The organism is Streptomyces regalis, from assembly GCF_001509475.1.
Classification (GTDB): domain Bacteria; phylum Actinomycetota; class Actinomycetes; order Streptomycetales; family Streptomycetaceae; genus Streptomyces; species Streptomyces regalis.
This window is the reverse complement of the sequence record NZ_LLZG01000104.1, coordinates 110,712-133,204: the sequence shown is the minus strand read 5'-3', so window position 1 is coordinate 133,204 and position 22,493 is coordinate 110,712. Positions and strand designations below refer to the sequence as shown.

At 71.4% G+C, this 22,493-nt stretch carries 18 protein-coding genes; 9 read left to right on the top strand and 9 right to left on the bottom strand.

The window, feature by feature from the left end:
- Nucleotides 1–3 precede the first annotated feature (3 nt).
- The 4 genes from ADL12_RS16085 to rsmH form a co-directional block, all read right to left on the bottom strand.
- A complete protein-coding gene (locus ADL12_RS16085) occupies nt 4–1,545 on the bottom strand; it encodes a UDP-N-acetylmuramoyl-L-alanyl-D-glutamate--2,6-diaminopimelate ligase (protein ID WP_062702958.1) in 1,542 nt (513 codons plus the stop codon).
- A 172-nt stretch (nt 1,546–1,717) separates the two neighbouring features.
- Nucleotides 1,718–3,679, bottom strand: a complete 1,962-nt coding sequence (locus ADL12_RS16080; RefSeq protein ID WP_425265101.1) for a peptidoglycan D,D-transpeptidase FtsI family protein — start codon at nt 3,677–3,679, stop codon at nt 1,718–1,720.
- Between the two features lie 5 nt (nt 3,680–3,684).
- Nucleotides 3,685–4,248 carry a cell division protein FtsL gene (ftsL, locus tag ADL12_RS16075; protein ID WP_062702911.1) on the bottom strand — a complete coding sequence of 188 codons (564 nt, stop codon included), beginning with the start codon at nt 4,246–4,248 and terminating at the stop codon, nt 3,685–3,687.
- 79 nt (nt 4,249–4,327) lie between these two features.
- Nucleotides 4,328–5,284 (bottom strand): 16S rRNA (cytosine(1402)-N(4))-methyltransferase RsmH, encoded by a 957-nt coding sequence (gene rsmH, locus ADL12_RS16070; RefSeq protein WP_079052070.1) that lies wholly within the window; start codon nt 5,282–5,284, stop codon nt 4,328–4,330.
- A 420-nt stretch (nt 5,285–5,704) separates the two neighbouring features.
- On the opposite strand from rsmH, the gene ADL12_RS16065 reads away from it, so the two are divergent.
- The 4 genes from ADL12_RS16065 to ADL12_RS16050 all read left to right on the top strand — a co-directional run bounded on the left by ADL12_RS16065 (nt 5,705) and on the right by ADL12_RS16050 (nt 11,285).
- Nucleotides 5,705–6,253, top strand: coding sequence for a beta-class carbonic anhydrase (locus tag ADL12_RS16065; protein ID WP_062702956.1), 549 nt, complete (start codon nt 5,705–5,707; stop codon nt 6,251–6,253).
- A 237-nt stretch (nt 6,254–6,490) separates the two neighbouring features.
- Entirely contained in the window at nt 6,491–7,531 is a 1,041-nt protein-coding gene (locus ADL12_RS16060) for an AAA family ATPase (RefSeq protein WP_062702907.1), read from the top strand.
- Nucleotides 7,531–8,904 carry a DUF58 domain-containing protein gene (locus tag ADL12_RS16055; protein ID WP_062702905.1) on the top strand — a complete coding sequence of 458 codons (1,374 nt, stop codon included), beginning with the start codon at nt 7,531–7,533 and terminating at the stop codon, nt 8,902–8,904. The genes ADL12_RS16060 and ADL12_RS16055 overlap by 1 nt, the downstream gene beginning before the upstream one ends.
- Entirely contained in the window at nt 8,901–11,285 is a 2,385-nt protein-coding gene (locus ADL12_RS16050) for a transglutaminase TgpA family protein (protein ID WP_062702954.1), read from the top strand. Before ADL12_RS16055 ends, ADL12_RS16050 begins: the two co-directional genes overlap by 4 nt.
- Nucleotides 11,286–11,775: 490 nt before the next feature.
- Here ADL12_RS16050 and ADL12_RS16045 read toward each other — a convergent pair whose 3' ends face one another.
- The 3 genes from ADL12_RS16045 to ADL12_RS16035 all read right to left on the bottom strand — a co-directional run bounded on the left by ADL12_RS16045 (nt 11,776) and on the right by ADL12_RS16035 (nt 13,980).
- Nucleotides 11,776–12,171 (bottom strand): DUF3040 domain-containing protein, encoded by a 396-nt coding sequence (locus ADL12_RS16045; protein WP_062702903.1) that lies wholly within the window; start codon nt 12,169–12,171, stop codon nt 11,776–11,778.
- Between the two features lie 292 nt (nt 12,172–12,463).
- Nucleotides 12,464–13,234 carry a methyltransferase gene (locus ADL12_RS16040; protein WP_062702900.1) on the bottom strand — a complete coding sequence of 257 codons (771 nt, stop codon included), beginning with the start codon at nt 13,232–13,234 and terminating at the stop codon, nt 12,464–12,466.
- Between the two features lie 173 nt (nt 13,235–13,407).
- Complete coding sequence (locus ADL12_RS16035) at nt 13,408–13,980, bottom strand: SAV_6107 family HEPN domain-containing protein (protein ID WP_062702899.1); 573 nt, start codon at nt 13,978–13,980, stop codon at nt 13,408–13,410.
- A gap of 168 nt (nt 13,981–14,148) precedes the next feature.
- Between ADL12_RS16035 and ADL12_RS16030 the strand changes: the two genes are divergently transcribed.
- The 5 genes from ADL12_RS16030 (at nt 14,149) to ADL12_RS16010 (ending at nt 20,285) form a co-directional block, all read left to right on the top strand.
- Complete coding sequence (locus ADL12_RS16030) at nt 14,149–14,949, top strand: ATP-binding cassette domain-containing protein (RefSeq protein WP_062702897.1); 801 nt, start codon at nt 14,149–14,151, stop codon at nt 14,947–14,949.
- On the top strand, nt 14,921–17,005 hold the full coding sequence (locus ADL12_RS16025; RefSeq protein WP_062702895.1) for a YhgE/Pip domain-containing protein: 2,085 nt from the start codon (nt 14,921–14,923) through the stop codon (nt 17,003–17,005). The genes ADL12_RS16030 and ADL12_RS16025 overlap by 29 nt, the downstream gene beginning before the upstream one ends.
- 23 nt (nt 17,006–17,028) lie before the next feature.
- Complete coding sequence (locus ADL12_RS16020; RefSeq protein WP_062702887.1) at nt 17,029–17,658, top strand: TetR/AcrR family transcriptional regulator; 630 nt, start codon at nt 17,029–17,031, stop codon at nt 17,656–17,658.
- Nucleotides 17,659–18,089: 431 nt separating this feature from the next.
- On the top strand, nt 18,090–18,704 hold the full coding sequence (locus ADL12_RS16015) for a DUF4126 domain-containing protein (protein WP_062702885.1): 615 nt from the start codon (nt 18,090–18,092) through the stop codon (nt 18,702–18,704).
- 66 nt (nt 18,705–18,770) lie between these two features.
- Nucleotides 18,771–20,285, top strand: a complete 1,515-nt coding sequence (locus ADL12_RS16010; protein ID WP_062702883.1) for a phytoene desaturase family protein — start codon at nt 18,771–18,773, stop codon at nt 20,283–20,285.
- A 50-nt stretch (nt 20,286–20,335) separates the two neighbouring features.
- Here ADL12_RS16010 and ADL12_RS16005 read toward each other — a convergent pair whose 3' ends face one another.
- Both ADL12_RS16005 and metF read right to left on the bottom strand, forming a co-directional pair.
- On the bottom strand, nt 20,336–21,337 hold the full coding sequence (locus ADL12_RS16005) for an SCO2102 family sporulation regulator (RefSeq protein WP_062702882.1): 1,002 nt from the start codon (nt 21,335–21,337) through the stop codon (nt 20,336–20,338).
- 57 nt (nt 21,338–21,394) lie between these two features.
- A complete protein-coding gene (gene metF, locus ADL12_RS16000; protein ID WP_062702881.1) occupies nt 21,395–22,318 on the bottom strand; it encodes a methylenetetrahydrofolate reductase [NAD(P)H] in 924 nt (307 codons plus the stop codon).
- Between the last annotated feature and the right edge of the window lie 175 nt (nt 22,319–22,493).

Here is a 22,493-nt window from a genome sequence, read left to right as displayed (position 1 = left end):
AGTTCATCCCTGGGTCTTCTGGATAGCTTCGCGAAGCACCTGGCGGTCGTCGAAGGGACGGACCACTCCGGCGATGTCCTGGCCCTGCTCATGGCCCTTGCCGGCGACCAGCACGGTGTCGCCGGGCTGGGCGCGGGCGACGGCTGCGGCGATCGCGGCGGCCCGGTCCTCGAAGACCTGGACCTCGCCACGTTCGTGTACTGGCACGGACGCCGCGCCCTGGAGCATGGTTGCGAGGATCGCGAGGGGGTCCTCGGAGCGGGGGTTGTCGGAGGTCAGTACGGCGGTGTCGGCGAGCCGGGCCGCGGCCGCGCCCATCGGCTCGCGCTTGGTCGTGTCGCGGTCGCCGCCGCAGCCGAGTACGACGTGCAGCCTGCCCTCGGTGACCTTGCGGAGCGCCTTGAGCACCGATTCGACGGCGTCGGTCTTGTGCGCGTAGTCCACGACCGCGAGATACGGCTGCCCGGCGTCCACCCGCTCGAGGCGGCCCGGCACGCCCGGCACGGTGGCGATGCCGTCGGCGGCGGCCTGGGCGTCGAGGCCGGCGACGGCCAGGGCGGTGATGGCGGCGAGGGTGTTCGCCACGTTGAAGGGGCCGGCGATCGGCGACCTGGCGGCGATCCGCTCACCCTTGGGGCCGATCACGGTGAACGTCGAGTCCATGGGGCCGACTTCGACGTCCTCGGCGCGCCAGTCGGCGTCCGGGTGGCCCTCGGCGGAGAAGGTGACGACCGGGACGGTGGCTTCCTTGGCGAGCCTGCGGCCGTACTCGTCGTCGAGGTTGATGACGCCGAGTTTGCTGCGTTTCGGGGTGAAGAGCTGCGCCTTGGCCCGGAAGTAGTCCTCCATGTCGGAGTGGAACTCCATGTGTTCCGGGCTGAGGTTGGTGAAGACCGCGATATCGAAGACGCAGCCGTCGACGCGGCCGAGGACCAGCGCGTGGCTGGAGACCTCCATGGCGACCGCCTCGACGCCGCGTTCGCGCATGACGGCGAACAGGGCCTGCAGGTCGGTGGCTTCGGGGGTGGTCCGCTCGGACTTGATGCGCTCGTCACCGATGCGCATCTCGACCGTGCCGATCAGTCCCACCCGTCGCCCACCACCACCCTCAACGGACTTGAGGGCGCCCTCGACGAGATACGCGGTGGTGGTCTTGCCGGAGGTGCCGGTGATGCCGATCTGCAGCAGGTCGCGGCCGGGGTGACCGTAGATCGTGGCCGCCAGCTCGCCCATCCGCCCGCGCGGGTCGTCGACGACCAGGACCGGCAGGCCGGTCGCGGCGGCGCGCTCGGCGCCGGTCGGGTCGGTCAGCACGGCGACCGCGCCGAGGCCCGCGGCCTGCGTGACGAAGTCGGCGCCGTGCAGGCGGGCGCCCGGGAGGGCGGCGTACAGGTCGCCGGGGCGGACGGCGCGCGAGTCATGGGTGATGCCCGTGACCTCGGTGGCGTCCGCGCCTTCCGGCGCGGTGGCACCCAGCTGATCGGCGAGTTCCGCGAGGGGTGTGGCGGAGACCTGCGCCGGCCTGGGCGGCCCGGGGTACGTCACGGGATGCCCCTTCTGGGTGGTTTGGGACTGATCAGCGTGTGGCACGGCGGTGAGCGTACCGGGCGCACCCGCCTGGGAGCGAAGCGAGGGGCGGGGCGCGCCCTGGTTCCCGGAGTCCGGGGTGATCGTTGTCACGAGGTGTTTCCTGGCTGCTCGGTGCTGATCAGGGTGGTCAGGGTTTGTAGGCGACCGGGAGCTTCGCGGCCTTGGCTCCGGTCGGCGGGACCTGCAGGGTCTTCAGGGCGAACTCCATCACCTTCTTGTAGATGGGGCCGCAGATCTGGCCACCGAAGTAGTTGCCCGCGGTGGCGTTCTGGATGGCGCAGTAGACCGTGATGCGGGGCTTGTCCGCGGGCGCGAAGCCGGCGAACGACGACGTGTAGCCGCGGTACTTGCCGGTGGCCGGATCCACGCGGTTCGCCGTACCCGTCTTGCCCGCGACCCGGTAGCCGGGGATGCGCGCCTTGGTGCCGGTGCCCTCTCTGTCGCCGACGACCGACTCCAGCATCCGGGCGAGGGTCTTCGCCGTCTTGGCGCTGATGACCCTGGTCTTCTTGGGGGCCGGGGCGTCGGTGAACTGCCCGTCGGGGCCCTTGGTGCCGCGGACGAGCGTGGGTTCGACGCGTACGCCGCCGTTGGCGATCGTCGAGTAGATCGAGGCCGCCTGCATCGCGTTGAGGGACAGGCCCTGGCCGAAAGGAATGGTGTACTGCTGCGACGTCGACCACTTGTCCGGGGCGGCGAGGATGCCCCGGGTCTCGCCGGGGAAGCCGAGCCCGGTGTAGCTGCCGAGGCCGAACTTGCGCAGGTAGCTGTAGAGGACCTTGTTGACCTGCTGCTGGGTCCTGCCCAGCTGGCCGGTGGCCAGGATGGTGCCGATGTTGCTGGACTTGGCGAGGACGCCGTTGAGCGTCAGGTACCAGGTCGCGTGGTCGATGTCGTCCTTGAAGAGCCGGTCGCCGCGGTGCAGCCGGTTGGGTACGACGACATATGTGCCGGGCGTGGCCACGCCCTCCTCCAGCACGGCTGCCATCGACATGACCTTCGCGGTGGAGCCGGGCTCGTAGGCGTCCTGGACGGCCGCGTTGCCCATGTTCTCGCCGTCGGCCGCGGAGAGGTCGTTCGGGTCGAAGCCGGGCGAGTTGGCCATGGCGAGGACCTCGCCGGTGCGCGTGTCCTGGACGATCACATAGCCGCGGTCCGCCCTGGACTCCTCCACCTGCTGGGCGATCGCGTTCTGCGCGGCCCACTGGATGTCACGGTCGATGGTGAGCTCGACGTCGCTGCCGGGCACGGCGGGCGTCTCGGTGGAGCCCGCGGTGGGGACCTGGCGGCCGCCGGACTGGGCGTAGCGGATCTCGCCGTCCTTGCCGGAGAGTTGCTTGTTCAGCTGCTGCTCGACACCGCCGCCGCCCTTGCCGTCGGCGTTGACCCAGCCCAGTATTCCGGCGGCGAGATCGCCGTTCGGGTACACGCGCTTGCTGCTGGCGACCGAGAGGACGCCGGTGAGGACGTTGACCGTGCTCTTGTCCCGCCGGGACTTGGTGGCCAGCGCGGACTTCAGATCCTTGATCTGCTTCCAGACCTGCGGGGTCTGGCGGCTCGCCAGCAGGGCGTAGCGCAGGTTCTTGTTCGCGGGCCGGAGCTTCTTGACGATCGTGTCCGGCTGCTTGCCGAGGATCGGTGCGAGGAGGGCGGCCGCCTGCTCGGGGCCGTCGTCGATCTTCAGCTGTTCGCGGCTGAAGAGCGTGGGGTCGGCCGTGATGTCGTACGCGTCCACACTGGTCGCCAGCGCCACGCCGTTGCGGTCGGTGATGCCGCCGCGCACGGCGGCCAGGGTGTAGCCGACGTACCGGTTCTTCTCGGCCTTGGCGGCGTATGTGCTCGCGTCGACGGCCTGCACCTGGAGCAGCCGTACGACGAAGGCGATCAGGACGAGGGTGAGGGCCAGGCTGACCATCCGCAGCCGGGGGCGGGGGCTGCCGAGCCTGATCTTGGCGGGGGGCATGGGGCGCGACCGTGCCGGGCGGCCGGCCGAGCGGGCCGCGGGGGCCGGGCGCCGCTGGGCACCGCCGGAGCGGGCGGGCTTGGCGGGTCCGGGCACGCGGCGACGCGGCGGTTCCCTGTCTGACACTTCCGTCACCTGCCGGGGGTCGGATACGTGGAGGACTGGGCGGACGGGATGGGCTGCTGAGCGGGGGGTGCGTACTGAGGCGCGGCCGAGGTGCCCTCGGGGTCCGACGTGGTGGGTACCGGGCTGGGTGCCGGGGGCGCCGTGGGCTCGCTGACGAGGGCCTCGGGGGCGAGGAGGAGGGGGACGTATCCGGCGGTCCGGTCGGCGGGCGCGGGGCTGGGGACGCCCTTGACCGTGCCGTCGGGGCCGAGGAAGGCGGGGTCGCCGCCGGGGACCATGCCGAGTTCCCGGGCGCGGCGCTGGAGGGCGTCGGGCGCGGAGTAGGCGTCGATGTCCCGCTGGAGGGACTGCTCCTCGTCGGTGAGGGACTTCGTGTCCCTCTTCAGGTCGTCGAGTTTGAACGCGCCTTCGCTGAGGGCGGAGTTCAGCACGAGGAGCCCGATGAGGCCGCCGCCGAGGAGGACGACGACAAGGAGGACGAAGGGGGCACGGGCGGCCTGCCCGCCCCCGGTGGGGAAGAGCCGCGCGAGCCGGGCGGCGCGCCCCCTCAGTTCGGGTTTCCTACTCACTCACGCTCCCCCGGGTCCGGTTCTCCAACTGACGGGTTCGATTCCTGGCCCCGGAACGCCCACCCCTGCTTCACGCCCCTCATTCGATGGACTCCCTGATGCGCTCGGCCCCCCGCAGGCGGGCCGGTGCCGCGCGCCGGTTCTCGGCGACCTCTTCCTCGGTGGGAAGTTCGGCACCGCGGGTCAGCAGCTTGAGCCGGGGCTGGTACTGCTCGGGGACGACGGGCAACCCGGGCGGGGCGGTGTTGGCGGCGCCGGCCGCGAACACCTGCTTGACCAGCCGGTCCTCCAGCGAGTGGTACGACAGCACGGCGATCCGTCCGCCGACGTCGAGGGCCTTCACGGCGGCCGGGATCGCCCGCTCCAGGACGGAGAGCTCGCCGTTGACCTCGATGCGCAGCGCCTGGAAGGTGCGCTTGGCCGGATTGCCGCCGGTGCGCTTGGCGGCCTGCGGCAGCGCGTCCCGGATCAGCTCCACGAGCCGCGCGCTGTTGCTGAACGGCTCCTTCTCGCGCTCGCGCACGATGGCGCCCACGATCCGCTTGGCCTGCTTCTCCTCGCCGTACGCGCGCAGGATCCGCACCAGCTCACCGGCCGGGTAGGTGTTGAGGACCTCGGCGGCGCTGACGCCGGTCGTCTGGTCCATGCGCATGTCGAGGGGGGCGTCCTGGGCGTAGGCGAAGCCGCGGTCGGCCTCGTCGAGCTGCATGGAGGAGACGCCGAGGTCGAACAGGACGCCCTGCACGCGCGCGATGCCGAGCCTTTCCAGGACGTCCGGGAGCTCGTCGTAGACGGCGTGCACGAGGGTCGCGCGCTCGCCGTACGCCGCGAGCCGCTCGCCGGACAGGCGCAGAGCCTCCTTGTCGCGGTCGAGGGCGACGAGCCGGGCCTCGGGGAACTGCCGAAGGAGAGCTTCGCTGTGGCCGCCGAGGCCGAGCGTGCAGTCGACGACCACCGCTCCCGGCCGCTGCAGGGCGGGGGCCAACAGGTCCAGGCACCGCTGGAGCATCACCGGGACATGTCGACTCTGGCTCAAGGGGCCCTCTCAGATCCGGCGGGCGGTACGCACCGCCGGGTCCCCGCCCGCTCGTGAAGGGGAGGCCTGCCGGCGCCGGAAGCGTCAGCCGGCCGGGAGCGGGAGGAGGCCGAGCCGTACGTACGCGCCGCGCACGTGGGGAGATCTCCGGAAAATCGCCGGGGTCTCCGGGAAAATCAGTCCAGCAGGGAGAGCCACCCCTCCCGCTTCGCGTCACTTTAGTCCACCGTGTCGCGCGGTCAATCAACCGGCCTGCGCGTCGCGCGAACGCGCGATCTCGAGACGACAAGCCGGGAGAAATCACCCACACGGATACGCCCACCTCACCCTTGTGGGTTACCTCACAGTGAGTACGTGATAACGCTCTTTTTCCCTTCTCACGACAGGACCGGAAACGTCGTGACCAGTACCGTCATGGGTATGACGACTTCTGCATCGGTTCCCGCAGGTCCCGAGGGCTCCATAGCCCCCCGCGGCACGGTCACCGACCGCCTCGTGGACGCCAACGAGGCGTACGCGGCCGCGTTCACCGACCCCGGGATGGACGCCCGTCCCGTGCTACACGTCGCCATCGTGGCCTGCATGGACGCCCGACTCGATCTGCATGCCGCACTCGGTCTGGAACTCGGCGACTGTCACACCATCCGCAACGCGGGCGGGGTCGTCACCGACGACGTGATCCGCTCACTGACCATCAGCCAGCGGGCGCTCGGCACCCGCAGCATCGTCCTGATCCACCACACGGGCTGCGGCCTGGAGAACCTCACCGAGGACTTCCGGCACGAGCTGGAGGACGAGGTCGGCCAGCGGCCCGCCTGGGCGGTGGAGGCCTTCCGGGACGTCGACCAGGACGTACGGCAGTCGATGCAGCGCGTGCGCACCTCGCCGTTCCTGGTGCACACCGACGACGTGCGGGGCTTCGTCTTCGACGTGAAGACGGGTCTGCTGCGCGAGATCGACCCCGCGTAACCATCCGTCACACCTGTCGTTTCGCTGTCAATTCCGGCTCCGGCGTGCCCAAAAGGCCGTAAGACCCGACATATCGCAGGCAGTTGTCCACAGGCGAGTGACACGAATCGGTAACGGCAGCAAGAATGCGGGTGTGACAACACGCGGAACGTTTCCTGCGTGGTGTCCGTGTTCCAGGGGAGGGCCGGTCCGCGTTGTAGAGCGTCGGCCCGGAAAGAGCGGGCCGAGGAGGGCCGGGTGACGACCTATGACGATCGAGCGAGCCTCACTGATCTGACCGCCACTGTGGAGCGTGTCCGCAGTTCGGTGGAAGGAGTGATCGAGGGCAAGCCCGAGGTCGTACGGCTTTCGCTGACCGTACTGCTCGCCGAGGGGCATCTTCTGATCGAGGATGTTCCCGGCGTGGGCAAGACCATGCTGGCGAAGGCGCTGGCGCGGTCCATCGACTGTTCGGTGCGGCGTATCCAGTTCACGCCCGACCTGCTGCCGTCGGACATCACGGGTGTGTCCATCTGGGACCAGCAGCGCAAGGACTTCGAGTTCAAGCCGGGGGCGATCTTCGCCCAGATCGTGATCGGTGACGAGATCAACCGCGCGTCGCCGAAGACGCAGTCCGCACTCCTGGAGTCCATGGAGGAGCGCCAGGTCACGATCGACGGCCAGACCTACGAGCTGCCGAGCCCCTTCATGGTGGTGGCCACGCAGAACCCGGTCGAGATGGAGGGCACCTACCCGCTGCCCGAGGCCCAGCGCGACCGCTTCATGGCCCGCGTCTCCGTCGGCTACCCCAGCGTGGAGGCCGAGCTGCAGATGCTGGACGTGCACGGCGGGGTCTCCCCACTGGAGGACCTCCAGCCGGTGGCGCATGCCCACGACATCGTGAAGCTGGTCGAGGCTGTGCGCGGCGTCCACGTCGCCGAACCGGTCCGGCGGTACGTGGTGGACCTGGTCGCCACCACGCGCACCCACCCGGACCTCAGACTCGGCGCCTCCCCGCGCGCGACGCTGCATCTGCTGCGCGCGGCGAAGGCGTCGGCGGCCCTGAGCGGCCGGGAGTACGCGCTGCCGGACGACGTGCAGGCCCTCGCCGTGGCCGTCCTGGCCCACCGCCTGCTGCCCACCGCACAGGCCCAGCTGAACCGCCGCACGTCCGAGCAGGTCGTCCAGGAGATCCTGCAGCGCACCCCGGTGCCCGCCGCGCCCCAGCAGCAGAGCGGCTTCGGGGGCCTCGGCCGCGGCACTCAGGCGTACGGCCAGCAGCCGCCGCGGAGGCTGTGATGACCTCCGGCAGTACGGGCCAGGCCGAGCCGGACCGCGGTGAGCAGAGCGGGCTGCGCACGGCACTGGCCGGTCTGACCACGCGCGGCCGCTCCTTCCTGGCCGCCGGCGTCGCGGCCGCCGTCTGCGCCTATGTCCTCGGCCAGAGCGACCTGCTGCGTGTCGGGCTGCTGCTCGCCGTGCTGCCGCTGGTCTGCGCCACCGTGCTGTACCGCACCCGCTACCGGGTCGCGGGCAGCCGCCGGCTCTCCCCCGCGCGGGTGCCCGCGGGCAGCGAGGCCCGCGTCCATCTACGGATGGACAACGTCTCCCGGCTGCCCACCGGCCTGCTGATGCTCCAGGACCAGGTGCCGTACGTGCTCGGCCCGCGGCCCCGCTTCGTCCTGGACCGGGTGGAGGCGGGCGGCCGCCGCGAGGTCTCCTACCGGGTGCGCTCCGACCTGCGCGGCCGCTACCCGCTGGGCCCGCTGCAGCTGCGCCTGAGCGACCCGTTCGGCATGTGCGAGCTGACCCGGTCCTTCTCGACGTACGACACCCTGACCGTGATCCCGCGCGTGGAGCCGCTGCCGCCGGTGCGCTTCAGCGGGGAGGCGAAGGGGTACGGCGACGGGCGGCAGCGCTCGCTCGCGCTGGCCGGCGAGGACGACGTGATCCCGCGCGGGTACCGCTACGGCGACGACCTGCGCCGCGTGCACTGGCGGTCCACCGCGCGCTACGGCGAGCTGATGGTGCGCCGCGAGGAGCAGCCGCAGCGCTCCCGCTGCACGGTGCTGCTGGACACCCGGGGCCTGGCCTTCCAGGGCGCGGGCCCGGACTCGGCCTTCGAGTGGGCCGTGTCGGGCACGGCGTCCGTGCTGGTCCACATGCTCGAACGGGGCTTCTCGGTACGCCTGCTGACCGACACCGGCAGCTCGGTCCCCGGCGAGGGCGCCGACGGGTTCGCGGGCGCGAGCCAGGAGTCGGCGGACGCGGCCGGGCTGATGATGGACACCCTCGCGGTGATCGACCACTCCGACGGTACAGGTCTGTCGCGGGCGTACGACGTGCTGCGCGGCGGCAACGAAGGGCTGCTGGTCGCCTTCTTCGGCGACCTCGACGAGGAGCAGGCGACGGTGGCCGCCAAGATGCGGCAGCGCAGCGGGGGCGCGGTGGCCTTCGTGCTGGACAGCGGGGCCTGGGTACGGGAACCGACCGATGTGCCCGGCGCGTTGGACAGGAGCGAGGAGCGGCTGCGGTTGCTGCGGGAGGCGGGCTGGACGGCCGTGAGCGTGCCGCGTGGCGCTTCGCTGAACGAGCTGTGGCGCCGGGCGGACCGGGCGCGTACGGACGCCGCCGCGGCCACTGGCGCGCGGGGCGAGGGGGGACGGGCATGAGCGGGCGGACACGGATGGCACTGTGCGCCGCGGCGGCCACGCTGCTGGCGTCCTGCGCCCTGCTGCCGCTGGTCGCCCCGGTCACCTGGCTGATTCAGGCGATCTTCCTGCTGGCGATCCAGACCGGCGTGGGCATGGCGACCCGGCGGGTGCCGCTGGCGCGGCCCCTGACGGTGGCCGCGCAGGCCCTCGTCGCACTGATGCTGCTGACCCTGACCTTCGCCAACCAGCAGGCGTTCATCGGAGTGATCCCCGGCCCGGAGGCCTTCCGCCACTTCGCCGACCTGTTGCAGGCCGGCGCGGACGACGTCAGCCGGTACTCGATCCCGGCGCCGCTGTCCGACGGCATCCGGCTGATGCTCATCGGCGGCGTCCTGATCATCGGCCTGGCAGTGGACACCCTCGCGGTGACGTTCCGCAGCGCGGCCCCGGCCGGGCTGCCCCTGCTGGCGCTGTACTCCGTGGCCGCGGGGCTGTCCGACGGCGGCGCGGACTGGCTGTGGTTCCTGGTCGCCGCCGCGGGTTATCTGATGCTGCTCCTGGCCGAGGGCCGCGACCGGCTCTCGCAGTGGGGCCGGGTCTTCGGCGGGGCGCCACGGATGCCGGGCGGAGAGCCCAGCGGCGTGGTGGCGCCGGTCCGCACCGGGCGGCGCATCGGCATGGTCGCCCTGGGCATCGCCCTGGTCGTACCGCTGGCCCTGCCCGCGATGAACGGCGGCCTGCTGGACGCCGCGGGCACGGGCGTGGGCTCCGGCAGCGGAAGCGGGGGCACGATCTCCGCGGTCAACCCGCTGGTGTCGCTGCGCGACAGTCTGAACGTGGACGAGGACCGCGAGGTCCTGTCCCTGAAGACCAACACGGCCGACATCTCGGACCTGTATCTGCGGATCGTGTCCCTGGACGACTTCGACGGCACCACCTGGCAGCCGGCCAAGCGTGACATCCAGGCCGTACCGGACCAGTTCCCCACGCCCATCGGCCTCGGCGCCGACGTCCGGCGCGCGGAGGTCGAGACGACCATCTCGGCCGCGGACTGGTACGCCCAGAACTGGCTGCCGATGCCCTATCCGCCGAGCGGCGTGAGCATCGCGGGCAGGTGGCGGTACGAACCGCTGGGGATGACGGTCGTCGGTGATCGCCGCCAGACCACGCGCGGGACGACGTACACCGTGCGCAGCCTCGATGTGCAGCCGACGGCGAAGCAGCTCGCCGAGGCGCCGGAGCCGCCGGCCGCCCTCAAGCGCGAGTTCACCGAGCTGCCCGACTCGCTGCCCGCGGTGGTCGCCCAGACTGCGCGTGAGGTCACCGAGGGCGCGACCAGCCACTACGAGCAGGCGGTCAAGCTGCAGGAGTACTTCGCCGTGACGGGCGGCTTCCAGTACGACACCAACGTCAAGGTCGGCAGCGGCCGACAGGCGATCGCCCGGTTCCTGCGGGACAAGCAGGGCTTCTGCGTCCACTTCTCCTTCGCGATGGCGGCGATGGCCCGCTCGCTCGACATACCGGCCCGGGTCGCGGTGGGCTTCGCGCCCGGTACCCCGCAGGGCGACAAGTCGGTCTCGGTCGGGCTGAGGGACGCACACGCCTGGCCCGAGCTGTACTTCGAGGGCGTGGGCTGGACCCGCTTCGAGCCGACCCCGACCCGTGGTTCGGTTCCGTCGTACACCCAGTCGGACACGCCCGGCTCCACGCTCCCGGACGTGGCGCGGCCCTCGCAGTCGACGAGCACGGGGCCGTCCGCCTCGCCCTCGACGAGCGCGAGCTGCGCGGGGCGGAGCCCGGAGCTGTGCGCGAGCGAGTCCCCTCAGGCCGCGCTGGCGACGGATGACGACGGGCCGAAGTGGTACGTCGTTCTGGCGTGGGTGCTCGGCGGGCTTGCGGCGCTGCTGATCCCGTTGGCGCCGATGCTGTGGCGGTTGCGGACCCGGGCGGTACGGCTGGGAGCGCACGGCCGTACGGAGGCGGACGTATCGCTCCACACCATGGCGGTCTGGCAGGAACTCACCGACGCCGCCTGGGACTTCGGCATCCCGCCGGACGACTCCCAGACTCCCCGTAAGTCCGCCGCCCGCATCGTCCGCCTGGGCCACCTCGACCCAGCGGCCGCGGCCTCGGTTCACCGGGTGGCCGACGCGGTGGAACAGGTCCTCTACGCCCCCGTCCCCCGCCCGACGGCCGGCCTCGCAGAGGATGTCCGCCGCGTCCTGGCCGACCTCGAGTCCAAGGCCGCGTGGACGACAAACATGCGCGCCCTCCTGGCCCCGCGCTCCAGCGTGCGGGTGGTCTGGGCCGTGTCGGACTGGTGGACCGACATCAAGCGACGCGCTGCCGCCGCCCGACCGACGCTGCGCAGGCCGTCGACGCCTGGGCAGCGGGGGTGATCGGTCGCTGAAGGTGAGTGTTGGGGTGTGAGGCCGGGACGGGGGTGCGTGCTTCGGGACGCCACTCGCGCCCGGCCTCACTCGTGCCCGGCAGAGCCAGGGGCACAAGCTGTAGCGGGCAGGACTCCGGCCCGAGACCCGTGCGGGCCGAGGACGTGGAGGTCGGCTTGGGTGGGGCGGCCGGCTGAGGTCGGCTCGGCCGAGGTGACCGGCTCAGGCAGGAGGCGATACATCGTCGAGCGCTGCCGGGCCGGACGCAAGGGACGTCGGCCTGGTGCTCCACCCCGGGAGCCGCTGGGACGGGACCCTGTCCGAGCTGAGCAATTGGCCGAGTCTGTTCGCTCGGGACGGGCGTCACCCGGGCAGTTCAGGACGTCGCTCGCCTGCTCCGCCCCCATCTCCTCACGCCCGCAGCCGTACGGGGGTATACATCAGGGGGTGACCACCGGTCGGTGGTCACCCCCTGCGTGTCCAGGAGCTGCTGGTCGAGCTATTGGCCGCCCTGTTCGTCGCGGCGGCGCTGCCAGCGTTGCTCGATGCGGTCCATCATGGAACGCTTCTGACGGGGCTGACGGCGGGCATGCGGGCCACCGGCGGCGGGCTGTTCGCCCGGCTTGGGGGCCTTGCGCCAGCCGGTCACGGCGAGTACCGCACAGCCCAGCATGACGAGGAATCCCACCACGCTGAGCCAGACCTGCTTGGCGACCATTCCTGCCATGAGGAGCGCGATACCTACGAGGAAGCCCGCGACCGCCTGGTAGACCCGTCGCCGGGTGTACGTGCGCAGCCCGCTTCCCTCAAGCGCTGTCGCGAACTTGGGATCTTCGGCGTACAGCGCTCGCTCCATTTGCTCGAGCATTCGCTGCTCGTGCTCCGAGAGCGGCACGGAGTCCTCCTCATCGTGCAGTCGCCGGGGCGACCCGGGGGGTCCCTTCAGGATAGGCAGGGAATCGCCCCCGTGAAACCCGCCCCTCTACGCCAATTGGCCAACCGGGCTCCACCATGGACGTCCCGACTCGCTGAGATCTGCATTCCCCAGCGGCCGACCCGTCATGCCGGAACGGTCTCCCTCGATCATACGGCGCTGGGCGCCCGATCGGGGGGCCTGTGGCGTACTCCATGTGCAGCCAAGTCCCTGATCAACGGCGCACCCCTGTGGTCGGCTCACGGAGGACGGCTCAGGCCTCGGCTGTCTCCGGCGTCTCGCCGAGCACATGGAGCTGCGTGGCCACCGAGTGGAAGGCGGACAGCTCGGCCGCCGCCTCCTCCAGCTTCAGCAGCGCCTCCAGCGCCCCGGGCTCGGTGTCCACCAGCGCACCGGGGACCAGGTCGGCGAAGACCCGCACCCCGTGCACGGCACCGACCCGCAGCCCCGCGCCCTCGACCAGTCCGGTGAGCTGCTCGGCGGTGAAGCGGCGCGGCACCGGGTCGCCCTGACCCCAGCGACCGTCCGGGTCCTCCAGGGCCTGCTTGGCCTCCTTGAAGTGACCGGCGAGCGCTCTTGCCAGCACCGCGCCGCCCAGTCCGGCGGCGAGCAGGCTGAGGACGCCCTCGGCACGCAGGGCGGCCACCGCGTTGCGGACGCCCTCGGCGGGGTCGTCCACGTACTCCAGGACGCCATGGCACAGCACGACGTCGTACCCGCCGCGCTCGACCACGTCGAAGAGGCCGTGGGCGTCACCCTGGACGCCCCGCACCCGGTCGGCCACGTCGGCCTCGGCGGCACGCCGCTCCAGGGCGAAGAGCGCGTTCGGGCTGGGGTCGACGACGGTGACGCGGTGGCCGAGCCGGGCGAGGGGCACCGCGAAGTTGCCGCTGCCGCCCCCGGTGTCGAGGACGTCCAGCGCCTGGCGACCCGTGGCCTTCACACGGCGGTCCAGGGCATCCCGCAGGACTTCCCACACCACGGCTGTACGGAGGGCAGCGCGGGGGCGCATCGGGTCCGACACGGCAGTTGACTCCTCGGCGCGGCACCGCCACTTGCACGGCGGAGCGATCGGGCTGCCTCCCCGGCCCGGGTCACGGGAGCGGGAAGGCCTCAGGCGCCCTCCACCCTATTGCCTGCGGCAGCCCACCCGGCCATCGCGGTACGGCTTCGCGCCCCGATAGGGCCGCTTCGCCGTCAGCCCGCGTCCGGCATGTCCTCGCGCGCGCGGTGCGAGCCGTCGGTCCCGTCCGCGTCGGTGTCCGGTCGCGGCTGTGGCAGGACCGGCTGGAGTACCAGCATCCGCTCGACGAGGCGCAGGAACATCGCCACGTCACGTATGAGGTCGTCGGCGTCCCGGCGGCTGGCCGCGCCCTGGATGCCCGCCTCGGCCCGGGCGCGGCGCCGGGCACCCGAGGCGAACAGCGCGCTCCACTCGGCGAGTTCGGGCGCGATTTCGGGGAGCACTTCCCAGGCGCTCCTGATGCGGGTCCGGCGCCTGGACGTGGGCTCGGGGCGCCCGCGCGCGGCGAGGACGGCGGCGGCGGTGCGCAGGGCGGCGAGGTGGGCCGTGGCATAGCGCTCGTTCGGCGTTTCCAGAACGGCGGCCTCGTCCAGTCCGGCACGGGCCTGGGCGAGCAGGTCGAGGGCGGCGGGCGGGGCCGTGGCCCGGCGGAGCACGGGGTGCACGTCGCTCGCCGGGCCGGTCAGTGAGGGGGCAGGGCCGGTGGCGCGGCGCCGGCGGGCGGCTGCTGCGTGAGAGGTGGCCATGACGAACCTCCTGTCGTCTGTGTGACGGCACGCCCTGATACGGGATGCCGTATGTGCCCATCGTGGGGTATGGCACTGACAATCCGTTCTGACCTGGGCTTTTGCTTCGAGCGCAAGTTCGCACTAACTTTTGCACTGACCAGTCAGTTCAAATTGAAGGGGGCAGGGATGGGGGGAACCGTGGCCGGAGTCGGCATCACGGCCCTGGGCCTCGGTCTCGAAGGGCCCCGCGGATGGGCGTTCCGCGGGGTCTCCTTCGAGGCGGAGCCCGGCTCACTGATCACGATCGAAGGGCCGTCCGGCACCGGACGTACATGCCTGTTGCTGGCGCTCACGGGACGGATGAAGTCCACCGAGGGAACCGCCACCGTGGGCGCGGCCGGGCTGCCCAAGCGCATGGCGGCGGTACGGCGTGTCAGCGCACTGGCCCATGTTCCGGGTGTGACCGACCTGGACCCGGCCCTGACCGTCGCCGAGCACCTCCACGAACGGGCGCTGCTGCAACGGCAGTTCGGCGACTCGTGGCGCGGGCTGTTGCGCCCGCGTGCCGAGCGGAGGACCGACACGCAGGCGCGGATCGACGCCGCGCTCACGGCAGCGGGCCTCGACCGGGACTCCCTGCCCAAGGGCTCCCGTACGGCCGTACGCGATCTGGAGCGTCTGGAGGCGCTGCGGCTGTCCGTCGCGCTGGCCCTGATCGGGCACCCGCGCGTGCTCGGTGTCGACGACACCGATCTGAAGCTCTCGGACGCCGAACGGACCGAGGTCTGGGCGCTGTTGAAGTCCATCACCGAGGCCGGGACCACGGTCGTGGCGGTGTGCAGCGAGGCTCCCGACGACACGGTCAAGGTGTCCACGGCCCAGGAGGCCGACGCGGCCTCCGCCTCCCAGGAGTCCCCGGAAACCGACGGACCGGAAACCGACGGAAAGGAGGCCGCCGATGCGCTCGCCGAGGCTGGCCGCGCTTGAGCTGAGGCGCTTCGGCCGGGGAAAGCTGCCGCGTGCCGCCCTGGTCGCGCTGCTGGTGCTGCCCCTGCTCTACGGCGCCCTGTACCTGTGGTCGTTCTGGGACCCGTACGGCCGTCTCGACCGCATCCCCGTGGCGCTCGTGAACGACGACAAGGGGGCGACCGCCGACGGGAAGAAGCTCACGGCCGGCGACGACATCACCAAGGGGCTGCGCGAGAGCGACGTCTTCGACTGGCAGGAGGTGAGTGCCGCCGAGGCCGAGAAGGGTGTCGAGAACGGCACCTACTACCTGTCGCTGACCATGCCGAGCGACTTCAGTGCGCGGATCGCCTCCAGCGCGGGCGACTCACCGGAGACGGGCGCCCTTCAGGTGCGTACGAACGACGCGAACAACTACATCGTCGGGCAGATCTCGCGGACCGTCTTCAGCGAGGTGCGCGAGGCCGCTTCCACGAAGGCGTCGCGGTCGTTCCTGGACCGGATCTTCGTCTCGTTCTCCGACATCCACGGCGCGACGGTCAAGGCGGCGAACGGCGCCGACAAGCTCGAAGGCGGCATCGGCAAGGCGGAGAAGGGCTCCAAGGACCTCGCCGACGGGCTGAAGGACGCCAAGAAGGGCAGCGGCAAGCTGTCCACGGGCCTGAGGAAGCTCAATGAGGGCGCGGGCGACCTGGAGAGCGGCTCCCAGCAGGTGGCCGACGGGACGCAGACCCTCGCCGACAGGGTCAACGGAGTCGACAAGAAGATCGGCCCCTTCCTCCAGGACAACGAGAAGACCATCGGGGACACCGCCCGGCTGGTCGCCGACACCTCGGGGGCGATCCGCAACAACCTCGACGACCTGGTGGAGCGGGCTCCGGGCGCCGCCAAGGGCGCCCATGCGGCTTCCGACGTGCTGGCCGGCATCTACAAGGCGCGCTGCGAGGACGCCGTACTGCCCGACCCGTCCTGCTCCGACCTGAAGAAGGCCAAGAACTCGGCCGCTGACGTGGCGACGATCGCCGACGATCTCAACGCGCTGATCGCCGACCACGACGGGGATCTGAAGAAGCTCGACAAGAACCTCGCCACCCTCCAGAAGCAGTCCCGGGCGCTCGCCGACCGTGCGCCCCGCCTCTCCGAGGACCTCGACGACGCGGTCACCAGGATCAACAAGCTGAACCAGGGAGCCGCGAAGGTCGCCGCGGGCGCCAAGAAGCTGCACTCCGGGCTCGGCACGGCCAGGACCGGCGCGGCGGACCTGGACACCGGCGTGGGTCAGCTGAAGTCCGGCGCGTACGACCTCAACGGCGGCATCTACAAGCTCGTCGACGGCTCCGGGAAGCTCTCGGACGGCCTGCACGACGGCGCGGAGAAGATCCCCGACTACGACAAGAAGGCCCGCGACCAGCGCACCGAGGTCATGGCCGACCCGGTCCAGCTCGCCTCCCGCGACATGCACAAGGCACCCAACTACGGCACCGGATTCGCCCCGTACTTCATCCCGCTGTCGCTGTGGGTGGGCGCGATGGTGGCGTACATGCTGATCGCGCCCATGAACCGGCGCGCGCTCGCCGCGGGCGCCTCCGCGTGGCGCATCGCGCTGGCCGGCTGGCTGCCCGTGGTGGCGATCGGGGTGCTGCAGACGGTGGCCCTGATGTCGGTGCTGCACTGGGCGGTCGGGCTGCAGATGGTGCGGGCGGCCGGGACGGTGGGCTTCCTGTTCCTGGTGACGGCGTGCTTCGCGACGATCGTGCAGTGGCTGAACGCACGCTTCGGGGCGGCGGGGCGGATCCTCGTCCTGGCCCTGCTGATGCTGCAGTTGACGTCCGCGGGAGGCACGTACCCCGTGCAGACCAGCCCGGACTTCTTCAACGCGCTCCACCCGTTCCTGCCGATGAGTTACGTCGTGGAGGCGCTCAGGAGGCTCATCACGGGCGGCGGTCTGGAACCGGTGTGGCACGCGTGCGTGGTGCTCGTCGCCTTCACCGCGGCCGCCCTCGCGCTGACCGCGCTGTCGGCCCGTCGCCGGCAGGTGTGGACGCTCGACCGGCTGCACCCGGAGCTGACCCTGTGAGCGCGCGCGGCACAATCGGGACCATGGAACGCAGCAACGCCGCGTCGGGCGGCAGCACGCGCCGTGAGGCCACCCGGCAGAAGCTCTACGAGGCAGCCGTCACACTCATCGCCGAACAGGGCTTCTCCGCCACCACCGTTGACGAGATCGCCGAGCGGGCCGGGGTGGCGAAGGGCACGGTCTACTACAACTTCGCGAGCAAGTCGGTCCTCTTCGAGGAGCTGCTGCGCCACGGAGTCGAACTCCTCACCGCCTCCCTCCGGGAGGCGGCCGAGAAGACCGAGCGCGAGGGCGGCAGCAAGGTGGACGCCCTGGACGCGATGATCCGCGCGGGACTCGGCTTCATCGACCGCTACCCGTCCTTCACCCAGCTCTACGTCGCCGAGCTGTGGCGTACGAACCGGGCCTGGCAGTCCACGCTGATGGTGGTGCGGCAGCAGGCCGTGGCGGTCGTCGAGGGTGTGCTGCGCGAGGGCGTGAAGAACGGCGAGTTCAGCGAGGAGATCGACGTCGCGCTGACCGCCTCCGCACTGGTCGGCATGGTCCTGGTGGCCGCGCTGGACTGGAAGTCCTTCCAGCCGGAACGCTCTCTGGACGACGTGCACGCGGCGCTGTCCCGGCTGTTGCAGGGCCGGGTGAGCGGGCGCCACTGAAACGGCGGCGTCGCGCACACCGCAGCGTCGGGCGCATACGAAAGCGCCGGTCCGAAAGTGGCCGCGTCCCCCGCGGGCCACTCTCGAACCGGCGCCTCCTCGTGCTCCCCCGTTTTCCCTTTCCCCCGTTTTCCCTTTCCCCCGTGCTCCCCCGTCCCCCGCCGGACCCCCGTTCGGTCGTTCCCCCGGGTCCCCCGGTCTCGCTCCCGCCGACGCCGGGTCGGCGGAAGGAGCGGATCCGGGGCCGCTCCGTTCCGGCGCCCCGTGTCGCCGGTGCCGGAGCCGATCCCCTTCTCCGTGGCTCCACTCTCTCGTTCACGCAGGTCGGAACCCATCCGCGCGCGTACTCATCTCACCGACTAGGTACGGGTACTCAGAGCTGCGCACTCATCCCCAGGACCCTGAGTCGCCGACTGGTTACGATCGCCTCCGTGTCGATACTCCCTTTGGTGTTCACCAGCGGCTGGGCCAGCGGCGTCAACGCCTACGCCGTCGTGCTGTTGCTCGGCGTCTTCGGCGCCACCGGCCTGAGCGACGAGGTGCCCGAGGCGCTGCAGCGGCCCGAGGTCCTGATAGCCGCCGGTGTGCTGTTCCTCTGCGAGGCCGTCGCCGACAAGATCCCGTACGTGGACTCGGCCTGGGACTCGGTGCACACCGTGATCCGGCCGGTCGCGGGTGCGGTCGTCGCGGCCCTGCTCGCCGGTCAGAGCGGGTCGCTGCCCGAACTGGCGGCGGGCGCGCTTGGCGGTTCCACGGCGCTGATGAGCCACCTGGTCAAGGCCGGGACGCGGATGGCCGTCAACACCTCGCCCGAGCCGTTCAGCAACATCGTGGTGAGCCTCGCCGAGGACCTCGGGGTCGGTGCCCTGATCACCCTCGCGATCTTCTACCCCGTCGCCGCGGCGGTCATCGCGGGCTGCCTGCTGCTCGCCGGGCTGCTGCTGCTCCTTTTCCTGGTCTCGCGGATCCGTCGCTTCCGGCGCCGCAGGGCCGAGCGCCGGGCGGAGAAACGGCTCGCCCAAGCGGTGGGACAGCCGCCCGGCTGAGCTCCGCACCCCGACAGAGCCCAGGTCCGCGAGCCGTTGTCAGTGGCGGCCGATAAAGTCCCACGCATGGCACGGATTGCGGTGATCGGCGCCGGGATGGGCGCGATGGCGGCCGCTGCCCGGCTGGCCGTCACGGGCCACCGGGTGGCGGTGTACGAGCGTACGGAGACGTACGGCGGAGCGGTGCGCCGCTTCGAGCGCGACGGCTTCGGCTTCGACACGGGCCCCGGGCTGCTCCCGCTTCCCGCCGTGTACCGCGACCTGTTCCTCAAGACCGGCAAGGAGCCGCTGGAGGCGTGCGTCGAGCTGGTCCAGGTCGACCCGTCCGCGCGGCACGTCTTCGTGGACGGCACCGAGGTCCTTCTGCCGAACGCCTCCCGCGCGGGCGTGGTGGCCGCCCTGGACGAGGCGCTGGGCACCGGGACCGGCGACCGCTGGGGCGACTTCCTGGTCCGGGCCCGCGAGGCCTGGGACCGGACGCGCAGGCCGCTGCTGGAGGAGCCGCTGTGGCCGAACTGGCAGGTGCTGGCCGAGCGCGAACCCTACCCGGCGGTCCCCCACAAGCGACTTCTGCGTACCCGCCGGGCCGGCACGCTCGCCGAGGTCGGCGCGTGGGAGCTGCGTGATCCCCGGCTCATCGCCCTGCTGGAGAGCCACGCGCTCGCGTACGGCCTGGATCCGCGCGAAACCCCGGCGAGCGCGGCGGTGCTGCCGTACCTGGAGCATGCCTTCGGGACCTGGTATGTGCGGGGCGGCATACGGGAGTTGGCGCGGGCTGTGTACGAGCGGTGCGTGGCCCGGAAGGTCGAGTTCAGCTTCGGTGCCGAGGTGGTCGGCGTTCTGGAGAAGGACGGCCGGGCGGCGGGGTTGGAGCTGGCCGACGGGTCGGTGACGGAGGCCGATTTCGTGGTCGCCGGGGTCACTCCCGGGGTGCTGGACCGCCTCGTCCGAGAGACCGCGGTTCGAGGCGCGGACGAGGTCGCGCCCCAGCGCGGGACAGCGAGCCGTATGACCGTGCTGCTGGCGCTGCGGGGCAGCCGACCGGAAGGCACGGCGCACCGCACGGTGGTGCACACGCAGGACCGCGAGTCCGAACTGGGCGCCCTGTCCGGCGCCGCTCCGGGCATGGCCGCGCAGCCCACGGTCACGGTGCTGCGGCCCGACGATCCCGAACTGGTTCCGGACCTCGGCCATGAGGCGATCACGCTCAGCTCGGTGGTGCCCGCGCAGCCCGATTGGGGCTGGGCGGAGCGGGAGGTCTTCGACCGTCACGCCGAGAATCTGATCGCCGTCGCTGAGCGTGCCGTGCCGGGCCTGCGCGACCGCCTCCTCTGGCACGAGGTGCGCACCCCGGCCGACGTAGCGGAGGCAACCGGCGCGGAGGGCGGAGCGGTTCCGGCGCCGACGCTGGCCGCGGGCGACGGACATCTGCTGCACCCGTCCAACAGCACCGCGATACCTGGTCTGTTCAGGGTCGGCGGCTGGTCCCACCCCGGCGGCGGTCTCCCCCACGCCGGTATGTCGGGCACGCTGGTGGCCGGGCTGATCGTGGAGGGGCCGGAGTTCCGGGGCTCACAGTGAAGCCTGCGACGCCCGCGCAGGGCGTCTCGCGATAGGTGCTGGGCGGGCTGTCAGAAGCGGTACTGCTCGTCGTACCCGTTCCCCTGGCCCTGCCCCTGCTGCTGGCCGTCGCCCTGGTACGGGTACTGCTGCTCCGGCGGGAGTTCGCCGCCGTATGCCTCGTCGGTGCGCTGCTGCGGGACCCAGACGCCACCGGACGGGGTCTCGCCGTAGGTGCCGGTGGCGTACTGGTCCTGGCTGTAGCCCTGCTGGCCGTACTGTTGCTGGCCGTACGCGTCGTAGGAGCCGCCCTCGTAGGTCTGGGTGCCGATGTACGGGTCGGAGTAGGCGGCGTACTGCTGCTGGCCGGTGGCGTCGTAGCCGTACTGCTGCTGGTCGTAGCCGGAGTAGCCGTCGTACGCATAGCTCTGGTCGGCCGTCGCGTACTGGTCCTGGGGCTGGCCCGCGGCCGCGTAGTTCTGGTCGGCGGCGGCATAGGCGGGGGCGCTGTATATGCCGTACGAGCCGGTGTCGTCGGGCAGGGGCTGCGGCTCGTAGACGGCGGTCGTCTCAGCGGCCGCGAGCCGATCCGGGCGCGAGGGGGTGAAGACGTCGTCGCGGTCGTAGGCGTCGCGGTCGTAGTCGTCCTGGCCGTAACCGGCGCCGCCCTGGTCGTACTTGGCGTCGTCATGACCGTACGTGCCGTCGTGGCCCGCGAAACCGCCCTCGCCCGCCTCGAGGTCGGAGACCTCCAGGGTCGGCTCCTGGCGGTCCGGCTCACCGCGGCGACGCTTGACGGCGCCGAGGGGGCCGAGGGCAGGAGCGGAGACCGCCCAGCCGGCCGAGAAGCCGCGGCGGAAGGACAGCGTGACGTAGGTCTGACCGACCGCGAAGGCGGCCGCGCCCAGACCGATGACGATGACGGACGGGATCAGCACCCCGACCACGACACCGAGGAAGCCGACGAAGGCGAGCAGTCGCCAGCGCAGCCGTGCCTTGTACTGCAGCAGCACCTCGCCCAGCAGCCACAGCGCGACGACGCCGAACGCGATGTAGAGGACCGTCCAGCCCATGTACGCCCCTCTCCCAGTGGCCGCCTACGCAGTGTGACGTACGCCGGTACGGCCGGTCTAGGCCTGCGGTGGGTGGTGCAGGCCCAGGTTTTCGTGGATTTCCAGGGTCGCCGTGGAGTTGTTGAGCGTAATGAAGTGCAATCCGGGCACTCCCTCGGCCAGCAACCGTGCGCAGAACTCCGTGGCGAACTCGATTGCGATCGAGCGTACAGCGGCCGGATCGTCCTTTGCTGTGAGGATCCGCTCTTTCAGGGCGTCCGGGAAGGCGGCGTTGGTGAGGGACGGGATCCGCTCCAGCGTCCTCATGCTGGCGATCGGCATGATCTCCGGGATGATCGGGGTGTCGCAGCCGGCGGCCGACACACGGTCGCGCAGGCGCAGGTAGTCCTCCGGTTCGAAGAACATCTGCGTGATCGCGTAGTCCGCGCCCGCACGGCATTTGTCGACGAAGTGACGGACGTCGGTCTCCCAGTCGGCGGAGCGCGGGTGCATCGCGGGGAAGGCCGCGACGCCGACGCAGAAATCGCCGGACGTCTTGATCAGTTCGACGAGCTCGGCGGCGTAGGTGAGGCCCTGGGGGTGGCGCACCCACTCACCCAGCGGGTCGCCGGGCGGGTCGCCGCGCAGCGCCAGCATGTTGCGGATGCCCGCGTCCGCGTACTGCCCGATGATGTTGCGCAGGTCGGCCACCGAGTGGTCGACGGCGGTGAGGTGGGCGATCGGCGTGAGCGTGGTGTCCGAGGCGATCGCCTCGGTCGCCTTGACCGTGCCCGCGCGGGTGGAACCGCCCGCGCCGTAGGTCACGGAGACGAAGTCGGGCCCGACCGCCTCGACCCGGCGCAGCGCGTTCCACAGGTTCCGCTCGCCCTTCGGAGTCTTGGGGGCGTAGAACTCGAACGAATACGTCGTCTTGCCGGTCGCGAGCATCTCGCGCACGGTACGAGCGTGGTCCGACCTGATGGATGCGGTGCCGAGGGCCATACTCGCAGGTTAGCCAGGGGTCCCCGGTCCCCCAACAGGGCGCCGGACATTTGACCGATTTGTCGGATTGTTGTCCACGCCTTGGACAATATGAGCCATAAAGGGGCCTCCGCAGCGGGCGGGGCAGAGCCCCGAGACCCTGGATCGCGGCCGGCTGACCATTGACTGACCACCG